Here is a 16311-nt window from a genome sequence, read left to right as displayed (position 1 = left end):
TGCTTTGATTATTTTTCAGATTTTGCTTATTGTTTCTACTATTCCTCAGATTTTGCCTTAAAGTTTTATTAAATATCAGATTTTGCTCTAATGCTTATTATTCTTCAGATTTTACCTTATTGTTCCTGCTGTTCTTCTTGCTTATTAGATATGATATTTTTCACACGCTGTGAATCTGTAATAAAGAAGGTGGCGATTAAGGCGAGCCAACAAATAGGGTTCAAGGTTAACCAAGCAGTTTTTAGGCTATATATATCCCCCAATTTACCGATAAGCGGTGCTACGATACCGCCAAGGGTGATACCTACGCCAAGGGTAATACCGGAGGCAAAGCCGATATTTTTGTTTAAGTAATTCTGCCCTAAAATAACGATTGGACTATATTGTAGGAAAATACCGAAGCTCAATGGCAGAATTAGTGCCATTGAGAGCCAGTAGGAATCGCTTAGTGTAAATGCCAACATGAGTGGCAACAGGCTGATATAGCTGTAGCGAATGACTTTTACATAGCCGATGCGGTCAGACAAGGTACCGCCCAGAAGTGTTACGATAACGCCGCAGATGAAGAAGGCGGACAAGGCAAAGTTGGCTGATGCGGTAGTTTGTCCCAAATGGGTGATCCAATAAATCGGAATGAATGTATTAAGTACGGCGAAACAGATAGAGCGGGCCGCAATGATAAGGAAGAGAATGTTAAAGCTCTTCCAATCGTTGGTGGCAGTACCTTCACGACGTTTGGCCGCTTTCTTTTCACGTTCTTTTACCTGCTTATATGGGGCGGTTGCGATATAAACAGTAACCGTAATAACAGCGATTATGGCGAACATAATCAATGTTTTAGGTCCCCAGATATAAGCTGTGCTGGCCAGCATTGGTCCGATGGCAAATCCGGCCTGACCACCTACTGAGAAGTAGCCCATGATTTTACCGCGTTGTGCACCGGATACGGCATTTACCCAGCGAGCCGCTTCCGGATGGAAGAGGGCGGAACCGAGGCCGGCAATCAAGGCGCAGAGTAAAATCGCTTCATAACTGCTTACAAATCCGAGCATGGAAATGCTGAAACCACAGATTAGAATCCCCAGTGGAATACTTTGCCAAAATGTTTTTTTATCGGCCAGATAACCGAAGATAGGTTGTGCTATGGATGCGAAAGCGGTGTTACAGAATATGATGAGTGCCGCCTGTTCGTAAGACAGATTATAGGTCGATATAAATAAAGGCAGTAATGCCGGTAGAGAACCTTGCGCCGTGTCGTTAATCATGTGACACACTGACGGTAAATAGGTCAATGTTTTTTGTAATAATGATGGAGTCGTTGAGGCCCCGTTAGAACTTAAATTAGAACTCATAAAAAAACCTCACTTCACTATGTATTATAATTATATATTTTATACCTTATAATGCTTTTATTACAAGAATTTCATAGCATATTAAAGGGAATAAAGTGTGAGATTTTTAAACCGGCACTTCGCTATGAAATCTTTTAATGATTTTACGGACTCATATTATGATGAAACAGCACATAATACATGGTATGATGTAGGTGTTGGAATGAAACGTAGAGTGATCGAGAAAAGGAGTAAAAGGAGTACTATGGCAACGATTTATCTGATTCGGCATGGTGAAAGTGCTGCGAATGCGGGACTTAAAACATTTGATACAGCCACCATACCTTTGACACCATTAGGAAGAACACAGGCGGCAGCTGTTCCTGACAGATTACCGAAACAGCTTGATTATATTATTTATTCAACCTATTTGCGCACGCAGGAAACGGCACAGCCTACCATCGCTATGCACCCTGATGTGCCGGTAGAGGAATGGGCCGCTGTAAGGGAATTTACATATTTGGATCCGGCAAAGTGTAATGCCACCACATTAGAAGAACGCCGGCCTATGGTAGATGCATTTTGGAGTGCCATGAATCCTAATTTACAGGAAAGCCCTGAAGTGGAGTCATTTGCACAGTTTATTGAACGGGTTAAAGAAAGTCATGAGTTGTTGTACGATGAATTTGGCGGCACCAATCAGAATGTGGCTCTTTTTACACATGCGTTATTTATGAAGGCCTTTTTCCAGGTTCTCGAAAAACCGCGCGCATCCGTGCAGGAGCTAATGGAGACATTTTTTGATTGTCCTGTAATATATAATTGCGATATTTTTAAACATACGGTGTAGGGAACCGGTTACGATTGAATGCGCGAATAGCTCATTTACGAATAATTAGTTTTTTTGTATACAGGTAATTCGGTGTTTAGTTAGGGAGAGCGCATGGCTTTTATTATTAATAAACTATACGATTTTAATGAGAATGAACTGGCACAAACCATAGGTGTTTTACGGGTATATAAGTTAGAGAATTTGTTAGCTACCCAAACGACAAAACTCAGCAATTCAATTTTTAATAAATTTTCGAAAAATAAAAGGGCTGTAGAGTCAGTTGAAGAGAAGCTGGCAAAAGAAGTTGTGTCATTACGTCATTATCCGAAAGAAACATTAATTTCTATGATGATTAATGAAATAACGAAGCGGATTACAGGACTTACTATAACATCAGGGCTTGATGATTTGGTGGCAGACTCAGTGCGCCAAGGGACGCATCATATAAAGTTACGACTGCAAAGTGATGCGTATCTTGCAGAAAAATGGGAGAAACATCTCATAGACTTTATCAGCGAATACAAAAAGTTTGATATGGATTTACCTTATAGACGACGAGCGGACATGATTGTGGAAGCCGTGGGCAATGAAAACATGGTTCGCATGCAAAAAATGGCCAAAAAACAATCTTCCCGCGAGCAAAAAGCAACGGAAGAGGCTATGGATAAAGTCTTGAAGGACTTACCGGAACATCAAAGACAGGCGTTAAAAGAAACCTTTAATTTGAATGAACTATCAGGTAAAACTGTGCGCCGCGTTATGGCCAGTATGGGGCCGTTTGCATTGGGAAATTTGGGTGGATTTGGCACCTATATGGCCCTTTCTACATTAATGCATACCGTGTTTACTACTATGTTGCAGATAACGTTGCCCTTTGCCGCTTATACATCAGCAGCCGGTGCGATGAGCGTGTTTTTGGGACCGGTCGGCTTTTTAGCATCTTTTGCGTGGGGCTCTTGGAGAATAACTAAAGACAGAAAAAAACTGTCTGCCGATCTATTGAGTAATATTTTCTCTGATATAGCTCTCAGACAAGGCAAATCGTTTATGCCGCCTGAGGAATCTTTAGCGCAGTGGACCAGTGATGCCGCATTGGCTCAAAAGATTCATGTGGATACTACCTTCAGTGAAGCAAAAGTTATCATTCAAGGTAATAAGCTGGTTATCGACCGGGACGAATGGGAACGCGTAAAAAAGGACAACAAAGAGAAGGCTGATTTAAAGGAAAAAATTGCTCTTAAAGAATTGAACGAAGAGTTTGAGCAATTTAAACAATCTTCTGTCTCAAAAGAAGAGCTTGAAAATATTGTGGCTGCTTTTGAAGTAAAAATGGATACTGTCAAAGTACAGGCTAAGCACAATCAGGAACGTATGGAAGCGGAACTTAAGAAAGCTGAGGAGCGGCAAGCAAAGGAACTGGATAAAAAGAATAAAGAGATTCAAGCGTATAAGGATGAAAGTGAGAAAAAAAGCCGGCAGCTTTCAATTGCGGAAGAAAAGAATCGACGGAATGATGAAGCGCGCAGGGCGTCTGAAGCGGAAAAGAAATCGCTAAGAGAACAGTTAAATAAATCACAAAAAGAAAACGAAGAAAAAGACAGAATAAATAGAGAACAGGCCAGAATTAATAAAGAGCAGGCCGAGATTAATAAGAAGCTGCAAAATGAGCTTGATAATTTGCATGAGCAAATTGTGGCGAAAGATAATACGCTCTTAGGGATAAAAAATGTACTGACAAAATTTGCCCAACAGATAGGCGCTCCTATTGATGCTGTAGCGGGATGGGACGATTACGAAAAACTCCTTTTTAAAGCCCTTCAAGATCTGCAGGATGCGGAGATAAAGAAAGATAGGAACAAGGAGAAGCAAAAAGAAAAATTGCGACTTAAATTGAAAAAGCGCTATGATTGCCTTGATGATGAATCTATCAACCAATTGCAGCTGGGAGAATTTCTATTTAACAACCATAAAGATAGCGAATATATGGACTTTTCTTTTTTGCTCATGTCCTATGGCAAATGCCTTGAAAATGTGTTGAAGAAATATTTATATCTTCATAGAGAAATTGGTGAAAACGATAAGAGCACATTGGGCAAGCTGGTTTTACTTCTTGAAGAACGATTAAAAGCTGATAAAGCAGCGTTAGATAAGTTGGATAAATTTGTAAAAATTCGCAATGACGCAGTACACGATGCGAAAGGAATTGATCGTAAGCTTATGCTTAAGGCGCGAAACTTATTGTTTAATATGGATGACGAAATAAACGGGAATAAATACATCCTAGACTATATTTATAGCCGAATGTATTGCCGGCCATAAATGCCATACATTATATTGCTGATATATGTGTAACATAGAAACGCTTGCCATAGTATTTTTCGCTACAGAAAATTTTGTTGTACGCTATTCAAAAAGCATGTAATTTTCTAGTAAAAACCGAGTAACCTACAGGTTTATTCATACAATTTCCTCATAACATATGTTATAATATGTGTACTAGTGCATGTAAGTCATGCTTAACTAACAGAGACAGTTATGGCTGTGATCATATGAAGAGGAAATAATTAATCAATGAATATAGTTTTAAGTACATTAAACTCAAAGTTTATACATTCGTCCTTAGCCCTTAGATACTTAAGGGCTTACGGGCGTACGCGCGGACAGGCATATGAGATAGTGGAATACACTATCAATATGCCTGTTTTAGATATAATAAGCGATATTACGGAGCACGAAGCGGATGTGATCGGCTTTGCCTGTTATATTTGGAATATTGACATGACCCTGCATGTGGCGTCGCTGTTAAAATCGATTAAACCGGAGCTTACCATTGTGTTGGGCGGTCCGGAAGTGAGTTATACGGCACGACGCATTTTGGAACGGCACCCTTACATTGACTATATTGTGCAAGGCGAAGGGGAAGAAGTGTTTACCAACTTTGTGGAACGTCTTCAAGCAGGACGTTCGCCGTTTGAGCCTTCTGTGGAAGGCCTGCTGGGGCGCAACCGTATGACCGATACGATTGAAGGTTCGGAAACTGTTGCGGAAGTAAAGGATCTGAGCACGATTCCTTTCCCCTACGAGGAAGGGGATATGGATGATTTGGAACATAAGATTATGTATTACGAATCATCGCGCGGTTGTCCGTTTTCTTGTCAATATTGCCTATCAGGTAATGCGAACACGGTCCGCTTTTTTCCATTGGAACGAACTCTTGAAGAGTTGCAATGGTTTATTGATCACAAGGTGAAGCAGATAAAATTCGTGGACCGTACATTTAACTGTGCCGCTCATCATCACATTCCCATTATGGAATGGATCAGCGCCGCCGATACAGCAACAAATTTCCACTTGGAAATGGAGCCGGTTCTCATGGGACCGAAAGAGGTGGAATTGTTGAGTAATTCGCCGAAAGGGCGCATGCAGATTGAAGTGGGCGTGCAAAGTACGAACCCGGATACGTTAAAAGCGATTAAGCGGTATAATAACTGGCCCCATATTTGTGAAGTTATTGAGCCGGTTATTCGGGCCGGGCGCACTCACGTGCACATGGACTTGATTATCGGGCTCCCTCATGAGCATTATGAGCGATTCGGTCAGTCCTTCAATGATGTGTTCGCTTTACAGCCACATGCATTGCAATTGGGCTTTTTAAAATTACTGCAAGGCTCCGGTTTGGAGCGCAGTTCGGAATTTAATTATGTGTACGACTCGAAGGCACCCTACGAAGTGCTGGCGTCTCATGTAATGCCGTATGAACAAATTCGCTTCTTGAAGCATCTGGAAGATGTGTTCGAGCGCTTTTATAATAGTGAACGGTTGCGCACAGTGTTCGATTATTTGGGGCAGCGCCTTATCAATGAAAAAGAAAGTCCGTTCCATTATTTCGAGGCCATGACGAAGGCCTGGCTAGGGCAAAACCTGCATCAGCGCAAATTAAATGACAAAGATCAGATGGCCTTTTTATATAGCTTCTTTGGCGACTTGAACGATGTAACGAGCCAGGAGTTGTTACAGTACGACTGTTTGGTGAGTTATAAAGGGAAAGTGCGCGGCGATGAGCTGGGCCTGCCGAAGCAGACGAAAGAATTGCTGCAGGCCGGCGAAGCGTTTTGGCGTGATGAAGCGGTGGTTAGCCAATATATTCCACATTATCGCTTCGTGGAATGGCGCCGCATTCGCCAGGATTACTGCGAACACGTTGTTCATTTGGAAACAGCTTACATACTTGGTGCAATTACAGCAGCCGAACGGGTGAATCTGGAAGCGGCCGGTCATGATACGGTCACTTTAATAATTGATGTAAAAGAACGACAGGCTCCGTTTGTACGGCCTGTTTAAAGAATGAATCATGCATCGAAAGGAAGAATCAGTATATGAGTGATACGACGAAACCGAAACGGTATCGGGTGTATTCAAAGTTTTTAAAGGAAACCTATGGTGAAAAGGTCTATAAACTGCCGGTAGCGTTGCCGTTAACTTGTCCGAACAGGGACGGTTCGGCCGGCGTAGGCGGTTGTGTATTCTGCGGTGAAATTGGAGCGGGCTATGAAAATCTGCCGGCTACTATGACCGTTCAGGAGCAATTGACAGCGAATATTGCGCACATTGCTCCGAAATACAAGGCCTATAAATATATTCCCTATTATCAGAATTTCAGTAATACTTATTTGCCGGTGGACCAGTTCAAAGCGTATATGGAAGCGGGTTGCATCGACAGCACGGTAGGGTTGGCTATTGCTACACGACCTGATTGTATCAGCGATCCCTATTTGGAAGTGTTACAGGATATTCGGGAACGATTTAACGTTGATATTTATTTAGAATACGGCTTACAGTCCGTAAATTATCATACATTGGAGAAGATTAACCGCGGTCATGGACTGGCCGAGTTTATTGATGCGGTGCTTCGCACGAAAAAATATGGCATCAGCACCTGTGCGCACATGATTTTAAATCTGCCGTGGGATACCATGGAAGATACGGTGGAAGGAGCTCGCATTTTATCGGCTCTCGGCGTGGACCAGGTGAAACTTCATGCGCTATATATAGTGAAGAATACGTTGATGGCCAAATGGTATGAAGCCGGTGAATTCAGCTTAATCAGCGCCGACGAATACATTGACCGGGTGATTGCATTTTTACGTAATTTAGATGATCGCATTGTACTGCAGCGCCTTGTAGGCCGTGCACCGGAAACGAACACCTTGTTCACTAACTGGTCCATGGGCTGGTGGCGCATTCAGGAAGAAATTGATCGTCGCATGGAAGAACTGGACGTACGGCAGGGTGATTTGTGTAATTACTTAAATGGCCGCGCTGTGCGCAAGTTTTTATAGTAGTCAATTGGTTTTCAGTTTAAGTAGTCAGTAGTATTTCAATGTTACCGTTAATGAAAAGGAGAGGTACAGAATACGATGAGTGAACGCACATTTACTTTCCCACGTTATGAAATGGCAGGTCCGATTTTAGGCGTGCAGGAGCGTCATTTACAGTTGATTATTGAAGAATTGCCATGTCACGTTGTGAGCCGCGGCGATACATTGCAGATTTCCGGTGATGATGACATTGTCAATCAGTTCTGGCGCGTTATGGAAGAACTGGTGTTTCTATATAAAGAAAGCCGGGCCATTACAGAGCAGCAGGTGCGTATTGCTGTGAAGATGGTAAAAAATCAGAAGGCCGATTTATTACATACCATGTTCGAAGATACGGTAAATATTACGGTAAAAGGCAAAATGATTACGCCGAAAACGGAAGGGCAGAAACGCTATGTGGATGCAATCCGCAAAAACACAATCACCTTCGGTATCGGTCCGGCCGGTACGGGAAAAACATTCCTTGCCGTTGCACTAGCTGCATTTTATCTGAAAAACCGTGATGTGGAACGCATCATTTTGACTCGTCCTGCCGTTGAAGCCGGTGAAAAACTGGGTTACTTGCCGGGTGATTTAAAAGAGAAGGTGGATCCGTATTTGCGTCCGCTCTATGATGCGTTAAACGATATGTTCGGCCTGGAACAGGTGGAACGCTTTATGATGCGCGGCATCATTGAAATTGCCCCATTGGCGTATATGCGCGGGCGCACCTTGGAAAATGCCTTTGTCATCCTTGATGAAGCGCAGAATACGACGCCGGAACAGATGAAGATGTTCCTGACCCGTTTAGGCAATCAGTCCAAGATGGTAATTAACGGCGATAAAACGCAGATTGACTTGCCGTCCCGTATGCAGTCCGGTTTGACGGAGGCGGAAAAAGTACTGTCTCGCGTGCCGGGGATCGAAATGGTGCACTTCACTGATGAAGACGTAGTTCGTCATGACTTGGTAAGTAAGATTATTCGCGCTTATGAAGCGTACCAGAACCGCATGGAAATGCAGGAAGCGAAGAAGCAGAAGCGCCTAGCGGATAAACAGCGTAAATTGGAAGCGCAGGAAAATCAAGCGGTTGAGGCAGTTGAGGTTGCTGAGGCAGTAGAGACTGATGCATCCACTGATGAGTCTCATAAGGATAATCCGGAAGCGTAACGTGCTTCTGAATGTATGGCCTTTATAGGGGACGACTTATGAAGAACAGATAGTTAGAATCTGAAATTGAATTCAGATCAGTATAGAGGAGATATAGTTATGGAAGTGACCATAAGTTATATAGAAACGATGGAACCGGTGCCGGCCTACGAAGAGATTGTTAATCGCGTATGTGCCGAAGTGAGCCGTGTTTACGGTATTGGCAATGACGAAGAGCTCAGCGTGCTTCTTTGCGACAATCCGTACATCCATCAGTTAAATAAGACCTATCGCAATATTGACCGTCCTACAGACGTGTTGTCCTTCGCCTTGAATGAAGGGGAAGATAACGGAGACCTGGAGTCTCACTTGATAGGTGATTTGATTATTTCCCTGGAACGCACGGCGGAACAGGCTGAGGAATATGGACATCCTTTTGAACGGGAGTTGGCTTATTTGACCGTTCACGGATGCTTGCACATTCTCGGCTATGATCACATGACCGATGAAGATAAGAAGGAAATGCGTCAGGAAGAAGAATTTGTACTTGGAAATTTAGGGTATGTGCGGGAGGATGCACCATATAATGAATAAAGATGCTCATTTTAAATCCGGCTTTGTAGCCGTAGTAGGTCGCCCGAATGTGGGTAAATCTACATTAATCAACGCGCTCATCGGCGATAAGATTGTTATCGTGTCCGATAAGGCGCAAACTACACGAAACCGAATCGTGTGTATTTACATGGACGAGAAGAAGCAGATCGTTTTCATGGATACGCCGGGGATTCATAAGCCTAAGCACAAGCTGGGTGAATTCATGGTAAAAGCGGCGGTAGATTCACTGAAGGAAGTAGAAGCGGTTCTCTTTTTGGTAGCTGCTAATGAAAAACGCGGACCGGGCGATAATTTTATTATCGAACAGTTGAAAAACGTAAACGTGCCTGTTTTCCTGGTTATTAACAAGATTGACACCTTAACTAAGGAAGAAGTGTTGGAAACGATTGTGGAGTACAAAAACCTCTATCCGTTCGAAGGCATTATTCCAATTTCCGCACGGGAAAAAGACAATATTTCCGAAGTATTAACTGTGTTGGAAGAAGTATTGCCTGAAGGTCCTCAATACTTCCCGGATGATATGATTACGGATCAGCCGGAACGCCTCATCATTGCGGATATTGTGCGTGAAAAGATTCTTCTTAAAACGAGAGAAGAGATTCCTCATGCCATCGCCGTCGATGTGGATGAAATGAAGCAGCGCGATGACGGAACTACGTATATTCGTGCGACTATCTATTGCGAACGGGACTCTCAAAAGGGTATAATAATCGGTAAAAAAGGAAGTATGCTTCGTGAGCTTGGCGGTGAAGCGCGCAGCGATATCGAACGTCTTCTGGCCACGAAAGTATACCTTGATTTATGGGTGAAAGTTAAAAAGGATTGGCGCAATAAATCAGGTATGCTGTCCGAATTCGGCTACGAATAATTTAAAAGCAAGGTTGTGCGTTTCATGTTGCGAATCATCTAAATATGCATGAGAGCACCTAGTAAGAGAAAGGAATGATTCATATCGATACTCCGCTGGAGGCCGGTTTTTTATTGGGGATATTAGGCATCATTTGTATGCTTATTATCAATGTGTTGGTGTTGGCAAAGTTCTCCTTTGCCCGTCTGAGCGAAGAGCATTTGGACGAAGTAGAGGACTTAAGTGAGGATGCGAAAGCATTTTTAAAGACTTTGTATCAAAGACCGGAGCGATTTGTTAATACATCACAATTTTTAATTTTGTTTTTTATTGTTCTTTTATCCAGTGTAGGCACGGCGCTGGTTACGCCGTACATTCAACATTGGAATGAAGTGCTGGGCATTCACAATGAAGCGATGGCCATTTTGCTGGACATCGTTGTTATTGCCTGCATTGCCCTTATCATTTTGGTGTTCGGTGAAATTATTCCGAAAGCCTTAGGCTTGTCGTTCCCGCTTCGCTACGTGCGCTGGACGGCAAAAGTCGTATGCATTCTCGGTTATATCGGTACGCCGTTTGTGTGGATTGCACAACACGCCAGCGAGTTATTGCTTCGCGGTGTTGGAGCGCCTTACAAAAACGAGCTTGACTTGGTACATACAGAGGAAGAAATCCGCATGATGGTCAACCGCAGTCATTTGGAAGGGCAGCTGGACCATGTGGAAGGGGAGCTCATCGACAATGTATTCGACTTCGTGGAACGTATGGCGAAAGAAGTTATGATTCCACGTCAGGATGTAGACTGCATCTATGTGGAAGATGATTTCGAAACGACTATGAAGAACATTTCCGAAACGAGCCATACCCGTTATCCTCTTTGTATGGAAGATAAGGACCATGTAATCGGTTTGGTTCACATTAAGGACTTAATGGAACAGGGCGATAAGGCACGTAAGGACTTGCGCCTTGTTCGTCGCGATATTTTGCTCATTCCGGAAGTAATGAAGCTGTCTGTATTGCTTCAATATATGCGTACACGCCGCATTTACCAGGCCGTTGTTGTAGATGAATACGGCGGTATGGTTGGTCTTGTGTGCTTGGAAGATATTATTGAAGAGCTTGTAGGCGACATTAAGGACGAACACGAAAATGATACGCCGGCTATCGTGGCTAATCAGGACGGTTCCTTTGAATTTGACGGCAAAGTGCTGGTAGATGAAGTAAAATACGCTATGCACGTTGATTTCGACGATCCGGAAGAAGATACTATCGGCGGTTTCATCTTCGGTCTCTTGGAACGTACGCCGGTTGTAGGTGATACGGCGGAAGTGGCTGATTACACATTTACCGTTACGGAAATGCAAGGCTATCGTATTGCTCGCTTGAAGGCGACGCCGATTGTACGAGAAAACAACGAGTCTGAAGTGACTGAAAATAAGTAGGCCGCAAGGCCTTATGAAGGAGTGCTGACTATGGCCTTAGGTGTGAATTATGAAGCCATTGTACTGTGGCGCAGAAAGTTGAAGACCTATTCGGTCATTACGTTCTTGACGCGGCAGAAGGGCATCATTCGCTGTTCAGTGCCTCATAAGCGCCTTCAGGGCATGCGCAGCACCGGGTATTTACAACCTTTCAGTGCGGTGATTATTACGGTGGAACAGCAAGGTGAATATTATAATCTGCAGCAAATTGACGGCAAATATATTATTCGCAGTATTGAAACGGACTTGAACAGTATATGCTACGCCGCATTTGCAGGGGAATTAATCAGTAAACTGTTTCCCATGGAAGAGCGGGATCCGTCGCTGTTCAGTCTGGTATATCGGTTCTCCCAATTGGTGCGCACAAAATCGGTGCCCCTGGCGGTTATCATTTTAGGGTGGCAGCTCATGAGCAAGGCCGGCTTTGTGCCGTCCGCCGCCGATTATGGCCGGGAAAACGGATTGGACCGATTTTTACGCGAGTTTCGCGGCAGTACAGGTTTCAGCCTGTCACGCGGTGCCATTGAAGGGTTAGGTCAGATTTTGGCCTATTCCTGGAGCACGACGGAGCAGCAGGCGGCGCTGCAATTGCAGAAACCTGTATGGCTCGAATTGGAGCGAAGTTTATTTGCTTATGCCACCATGCAATTGGGGGAAGAACTGAGTTCCCTGACCTTTTTGCACACCATGAACGGCAAAGCGTTGTGATTATACTGTACATATTAGCGTCGTGAGGATGATAATGCATATTCACTTTGACGTGAGTATGATAACAAACATTGTGTATGGTATTAATCAATTTAATCATGAACTGAGCCCTTGTATTTTGGGTTGACAATATATGTGTGAATTGGTATGGTAACAGAGGTTAGAGTCCTAATAAAAATAGAGTTTTAGGAGGAGCGGACATGACATTTCAAGAAATTATTTTAAATCTGCAAAAATTCTGGGCAGAACAAGGCTGTATTTTGGAACAGCCATATGATATGGAGAAAGGTGCAGGTACAATGAACCCTGCCACATTTTTACGAGCAATCGGTCCTGAACCGTGGTCCGTATGTTATGTAGAGCCTTCTCGTCGTCCTGCTGACGGACGTTACGGGGATAATCCTAATCGTCTATATCAACATCATCAATTTCAGGTTATTATTAAACCGTCTCCTGATAATATTCAGGAATTATATTTAAAAAGTCTTGAAGTGTTGGGTATTCATGGTAATGACCATGACATTCGCTTCGTTGAAGATAACTGGGAATCTCCTACATTGGGCGCCTGGGGTCTTGGCTGGGAAGTTTGGCTCGACGGCATGGAAGTTACACAGTTTACGTACTTCCAGCAAGTGGGCAGTATCGATGTAAAACCGGTATCCGTTGAAATTACGTACGGTCTTGAACGTTTGGCCATGTACATTCAGGGCGTTGAAAACGTATATGACTTGAAATGGAATGAAAACGTTACTTACGGTGACGTTTGGCACTTAAATGAAGTGGAACAGTCCGCTTACAGCTTCGAATTGGCTGATACAGATATGCTCTTCACTTTATTCGACATGTACGAAAAAGAAGCAAAACGAATTTGCGAAGAAGGCTATATTTTACCTGCCTATGACTATGTGTTGAAATGCTCCCACACATTTAACTTGTTAGACTCACGCGGTGCTATCAGTATTAGCGAACGTACGGCTTTCATCGGTCGCGTACGTAACTTGGCTCGTATTTGTGCACAGGCGTATTTAGATAAACGGGAATCGCTCGGCTTCCCAATGTTGAAAGGAGATAAATAAGATGGCCAAAGATCTATTGTTTGAAATCGGCGCTGAAGAAATTCCGGCAGGTGCCATGCCCGGCATTTTATCGCAACTTAACTCCTTAACAGAAGCTAAATTAAAAGAACATCATTTGGGATATAAAACAATCCGCACAATGGGTACACCTCGCCGTGTTACTTTGATGATCGACGGTGTAAATGACAAATCTGATACATTGAGTGAACGTCATAAAGGTCCTTCCTCGTCTATCGCATTTGACGCTGACGGCAACCCTACAAAAGCAGCGCAGGGCTTTGCTCGCGGCAAAGGGATTGATGTGAAAGACTTAGTTGTGGAAGACGGCTACATTTACGCTGACACCACTACTGAAGGTGTAGATGCGATGGATATTTTCACCACCGTATTGCCTGAATTAATTCACGACTTGAGCTTCCCTAAATCTATGCACTGGGGCAACTTGGATGATAAATTCATCCGTCCTGTACGCTGGATTTTAGCACTTTTAGATACAGCTTTGATTCCTGTAGAATTTGCCGGTGTTCGTTCCTCCACATTCAGTCGCGGTCATCGTTTCTTGGGAAATCGCGGCATTTTAGTACAGCATCCGGCTGATTATGTGCAGGCTTTGGAAGATAACTTCGTTATCGTTGAACCTGAAAAACGCCGTAAAATGATTGTGGAACAATTGGAAGCTATTGCTGCTGAAAAGAACGCCACTATTATGTGGGATGAAGATTTATTGGACGAAGTATTGTACTTGGTTGAATATCCGACAGCGCTCTGTGGTACATTTGATACATCGTACTTGAACTTGCCTGATGCGGCTGTTATTACGCCGATGAAAGACCATCAGCGTTATTTCCCGCTTACAGATAAGGACGGCAAATTATTGCCAATGTTCCTTACTGTACGCAACGGTGACGCTCAGAGCCTTGACGTAGTCGCTGCCGGTAACGAACGCGTATTGCGCGCTCGTCTTGACGATGCGAAGTTCTTCTTCAACGAAGACCGCAAATTGGCATTGGCTGACAGAACTGACCGTTTAACTAAGATCGTATTCCAGGAAGGCTTGGGCAACTTGGCTGACAAAACAAACCGCCTCTTGGAATTGGGCACGATGCTCGGCGACATGTGCGGTCTTGAAGAAGATGAAATGGCTGAACTGGAACGCGCTACCGTGTTGGCTAAGACTGACTTAACGACCGGTATGGTAACTGAGTTCACTGAACTTCAAGGGATTATCGGTAAAGAATATGCCTTATTGGACGGTGAATCCACTGAAGTGGCGGAAGCTATTTTCGAACAATATTTACCACGCTTTGCAGGCGACATTTTACCACAAACTCCGGCCGGCAAAATCTTGAGTATTATCGATAAAGTAGACAATATCGTGGCTACATTCAGCCGCGGATTGATTCCTACAGGCTCCCAGGATCCATATGCATTGCGCCGTCAAACTATCGGTGTGCTTAACATTTTAAGCCAGAGCGGCTTCAATGTGTCCTTGGAAACCATTTGGCGTGCAGATTTGAGCTTGTTGGGCGTTGAAGAAAGCAAACACGATGAAATCGTGGAACAATTGGCTCATTTCTTCGTACTTCGCCTTAAAAATATTTACCTTGATCGTCAAATTCCTCATGCTGTTATCGATTTGGTTCTTTCCAAAGAAACGACTACAGTTGCAGCGGCAGACGGTTTGGTAACGGCTATCATGAACCATCGTGTTGATGAAAACGTAGAATTGGTTCAGGCCTTCACACGTATGTACAACTTGGTAAAAGACTTGTCTTATACAGCTGTAGATACAGCGCTTTTCGAAGCTAAGGAAGAACAGGCATTATATGATGTGGCTGTTAAAGCCTATGAAGCATCTCAAGCCGCTTATGAAGCAGGCGATTATGCAGCTGTTGTAGCATTGCCTGAAACATTGGTACCGGCTATCAGCGCATTCTTCGACGCCGTTATGATTATGGTAGACAACGAAGCAGTGAAAGCAAACCGTTTACAGTTAGTTCGCTTGGCTTATGAAGTAATGTACGCTATCGGCGATGTAAGTGCTTTGAAATAATTAACTGTGAGTAGTAAATTTGGCAGTTATAATTTTTAAACTTTCTTATAAGGATTGAAAATTTAAAGTAATTGTTATAAGATGGTAAAAAGTAAAAATTATTTGCTTAAAATGGTTAAAAACTGAAGATAAATCAAAAACTCTTGACAAGTTCAAAAAAAGTCCTTGTCAAGAGTTTGTTCTTTATGGTATGATTGTTCTGTTAATTTGAGATAGTCCGCTGCCTATGAAGTATGGGTAAGAATGTCTACAATAAGGAGGAAAATAAAGTGAACATTATTAACGTAATTGAGCAAGAACAACTTCGTGCAGACATTCCTGCATTCCGCGCCGGAGACACAGTTCGTGTACACGTAAAGGTTGTGGAAGGTTCCCGTGAACGTATCCAGATCTTCGAAGGTTTGGTAATCAACCGTCAAGGCGGTAGCGTTCGTGAAACTTTCACTGTTCGTCGTATCGCTTCCGGTGTTGGCGTTGAACGTACTTTCCCAGTACACAGCCCACGTTTAGCTAAAATTGAAGTTATGCGTCGTGGTGTTGTTCGTCGTGCAAAATTGTACTACTTACGTAATCTCACTGGTAAAGCTGCGCGTATTCGCGAAAAACGCTAATCTTTCAAATAGAGGGCTGCCTATGGCAGTCCTTTATTTTTTTCTCAAAAAGTTACCATACAAATTAACTGTATTAAATTTTTACCGATTGACTCACTCCAATGGTGTGAGTAGTATATAAAATCCGCATAGGTTTTTTCGTTCATATGACTTTAAAACGATGAGATTTTACGGATTTACTTGAAAAATATACGACTATTATATATAGCTTTCAATGAATGGCAGAAAGTATTGTATAATAGATTTGTATA

At 43.1% G+C, this 16311-nt stretch carries 13 protein-coding genes; 12 read left to right on the top strand and 1 reads right to left on the bottom strand.

Translation table 11 applies throughout. From position 1 onward, the window contains the following. Positions 1-116 precede the first annotated feature (116 nt). On the bottom strand, positions 117-1352 hold the full coding sequence (locus KHZ77_RS01820) for an MFS transporter (RefSeq protein ID WP_295195070.1): 1236 nt from the start codon (positions 1350-1352) through the stop codon (positions 117-119). A 244-nt stretch (positions 1353-1596) separates the two neighbouring features. Here KHZ77_RS01820 and KHZ77_RS01815 point away from each other — a divergent pair, with 244 nt between their 5' ends. The 12 genes from KHZ77_RS01815 to rplS all read left to right on the top strand — a co-directional run bounded on the left by KHZ77_RS01815 (position 1597) and on the right by rplS (position 16060). Beyond that, a complete protein-coding gene (locus KHZ77_RS01815) occupies positions 1597-2181 on the top strand; it encodes a histidine phosphatase family protein (protein WP_295195069.1) in 585 nt (194 codons plus the stop codon). 93 nt (positions 2182-2274) lie between these two features. Then, positions 2275-4482: a hypothetical protein gene (locus KHZ77_RS01810; RefSeq protein WP_295195068.1), complete on the top strand. Its 2208-nt coding sequence runs from the start codon at positions 2275-2277 to the stop codon at positions 4480-4482. A gap of 252 nt (positions 4483-4734) precedes the next feature. After that, on the top strand, positions 4735-6504 hold the full coding sequence (locus KHZ77_RS01805; protein ID WP_295195066.1) for a B12-binding domain-containing radical SAM protein: 1770 nt from the start codon (positions 4735-4737) through the stop codon (positions 6502-6504). A 35-nt stretch (positions 6505-6539) separates the two neighbouring features. Beyond that, complete coding sequence (locus tag KHZ77_RS01800) at positions 6540-7502, top strand: TIGR01212 family radical SAM protein (protein ID WP_295195064.1); 963 nt, start codon at positions 6540-6542, stop codon at positions 7500-7502. A gap of 78 nt (positions 7503-7580) precedes the next feature. Then, positions 7581-8690: a PhoH family protein gene (locus KHZ77_RS01795; protein ID WP_295195062.1), complete on the top strand. Its 1110-nt coding sequence runs from the start codon at positions 7581-7583 to the stop codon at positions 8688-8690. Positions 8691-8789: 99 nt separating this feature from the next. Further along, complete coding sequence (gene ybeY / locus KHZ77_RS01790) at positions 8790-9263, top strand: rRNA maturation RNase YbeY (protein ID WP_295195060.1); 474 nt, start codon at positions 8790-8792, stop codon at positions 9261-9263. Continuing rightward, complete coding sequence (era, locus tag KHZ77_RS01785) at positions 9256-10152, top strand: GTPase Era (RefSeq protein ID WP_295195059.1); 897 nt, start codon at positions 9256-9258, stop codon at positions 10150-10152. The genes ybeY and era overlap by 8 nt, the downstream gene beginning before the upstream one ends. A gap of 74 nt (positions 10153-10226) precedes the next feature. Next, entirely contained in the window at positions 10227-11573 is a 1347-nt protein-coding gene (locus KHZ77_RS01780; RefSeq protein WP_295195056.1) for a hemolysin family protein, read from the top strand. Positions 11574-11603: 30 nt separating this feature from the next. Continuing rightward, the gene (locus tag KHZ77_RS01775) at positions 11604-12320 is read left to right on the top strand and encodes a DNA repair protein RecO C-terminal domain-containing protein (RefSeq protein WP_295195054.1); all 717 of its coding nucleotides are present in this window, start codon (positions 11604-11606) and stop codon (positions 12318-12320) included. 200 nt (positions 12321-12520) lie between these two features. Next, a complete protein-coding gene (gene glyQ, locus KHZ77_RS01770; protein ID WP_295195053.1) occupies positions 12521-13396 on the top strand; it encodes a glycine--tRNA ligase subunit alpha in 876 nt (291 codons plus the stop codon). A 1-nt stretch (position 13397) separates the two neighbouring features. After that, the gene (glyS, locus tag KHZ77_RS01765) at positions 13398-15449 is read left to right on the top strand and encodes a glycine--tRNA ligase subunit beta (protein WP_295195051.1); all 2052 of its coding nucleotides are present in this window, start codon (positions 13398-13400) and stop codon (positions 15447-15449) included. 269 nt (positions 15450-15718) lie between these two features. Then, a complete protein-coding gene (rplS, locus tag KHZ77_RS01760; RefSeq protein ID WP_295195049.1) occupies positions 15719-16060 on the top strand; it encodes a 50S ribosomal protein L19 in 342 nt (113 codons plus the stop codon). The last annotated feature ends 251 nt before the right edge of the window (positions 16061-16311 follow it).

Origin of the sequence: Veillonella sp. (assembly GCF_018364065.1) — a bacterium.
Lineage (GTDB): Bacteria > Bacillota > Negativicutes > Veillonellales > Veillonellaceae > Veillonella_A.
This window is presented reverse-complemented; position numbering and strand designations above follow the sequence as displayed.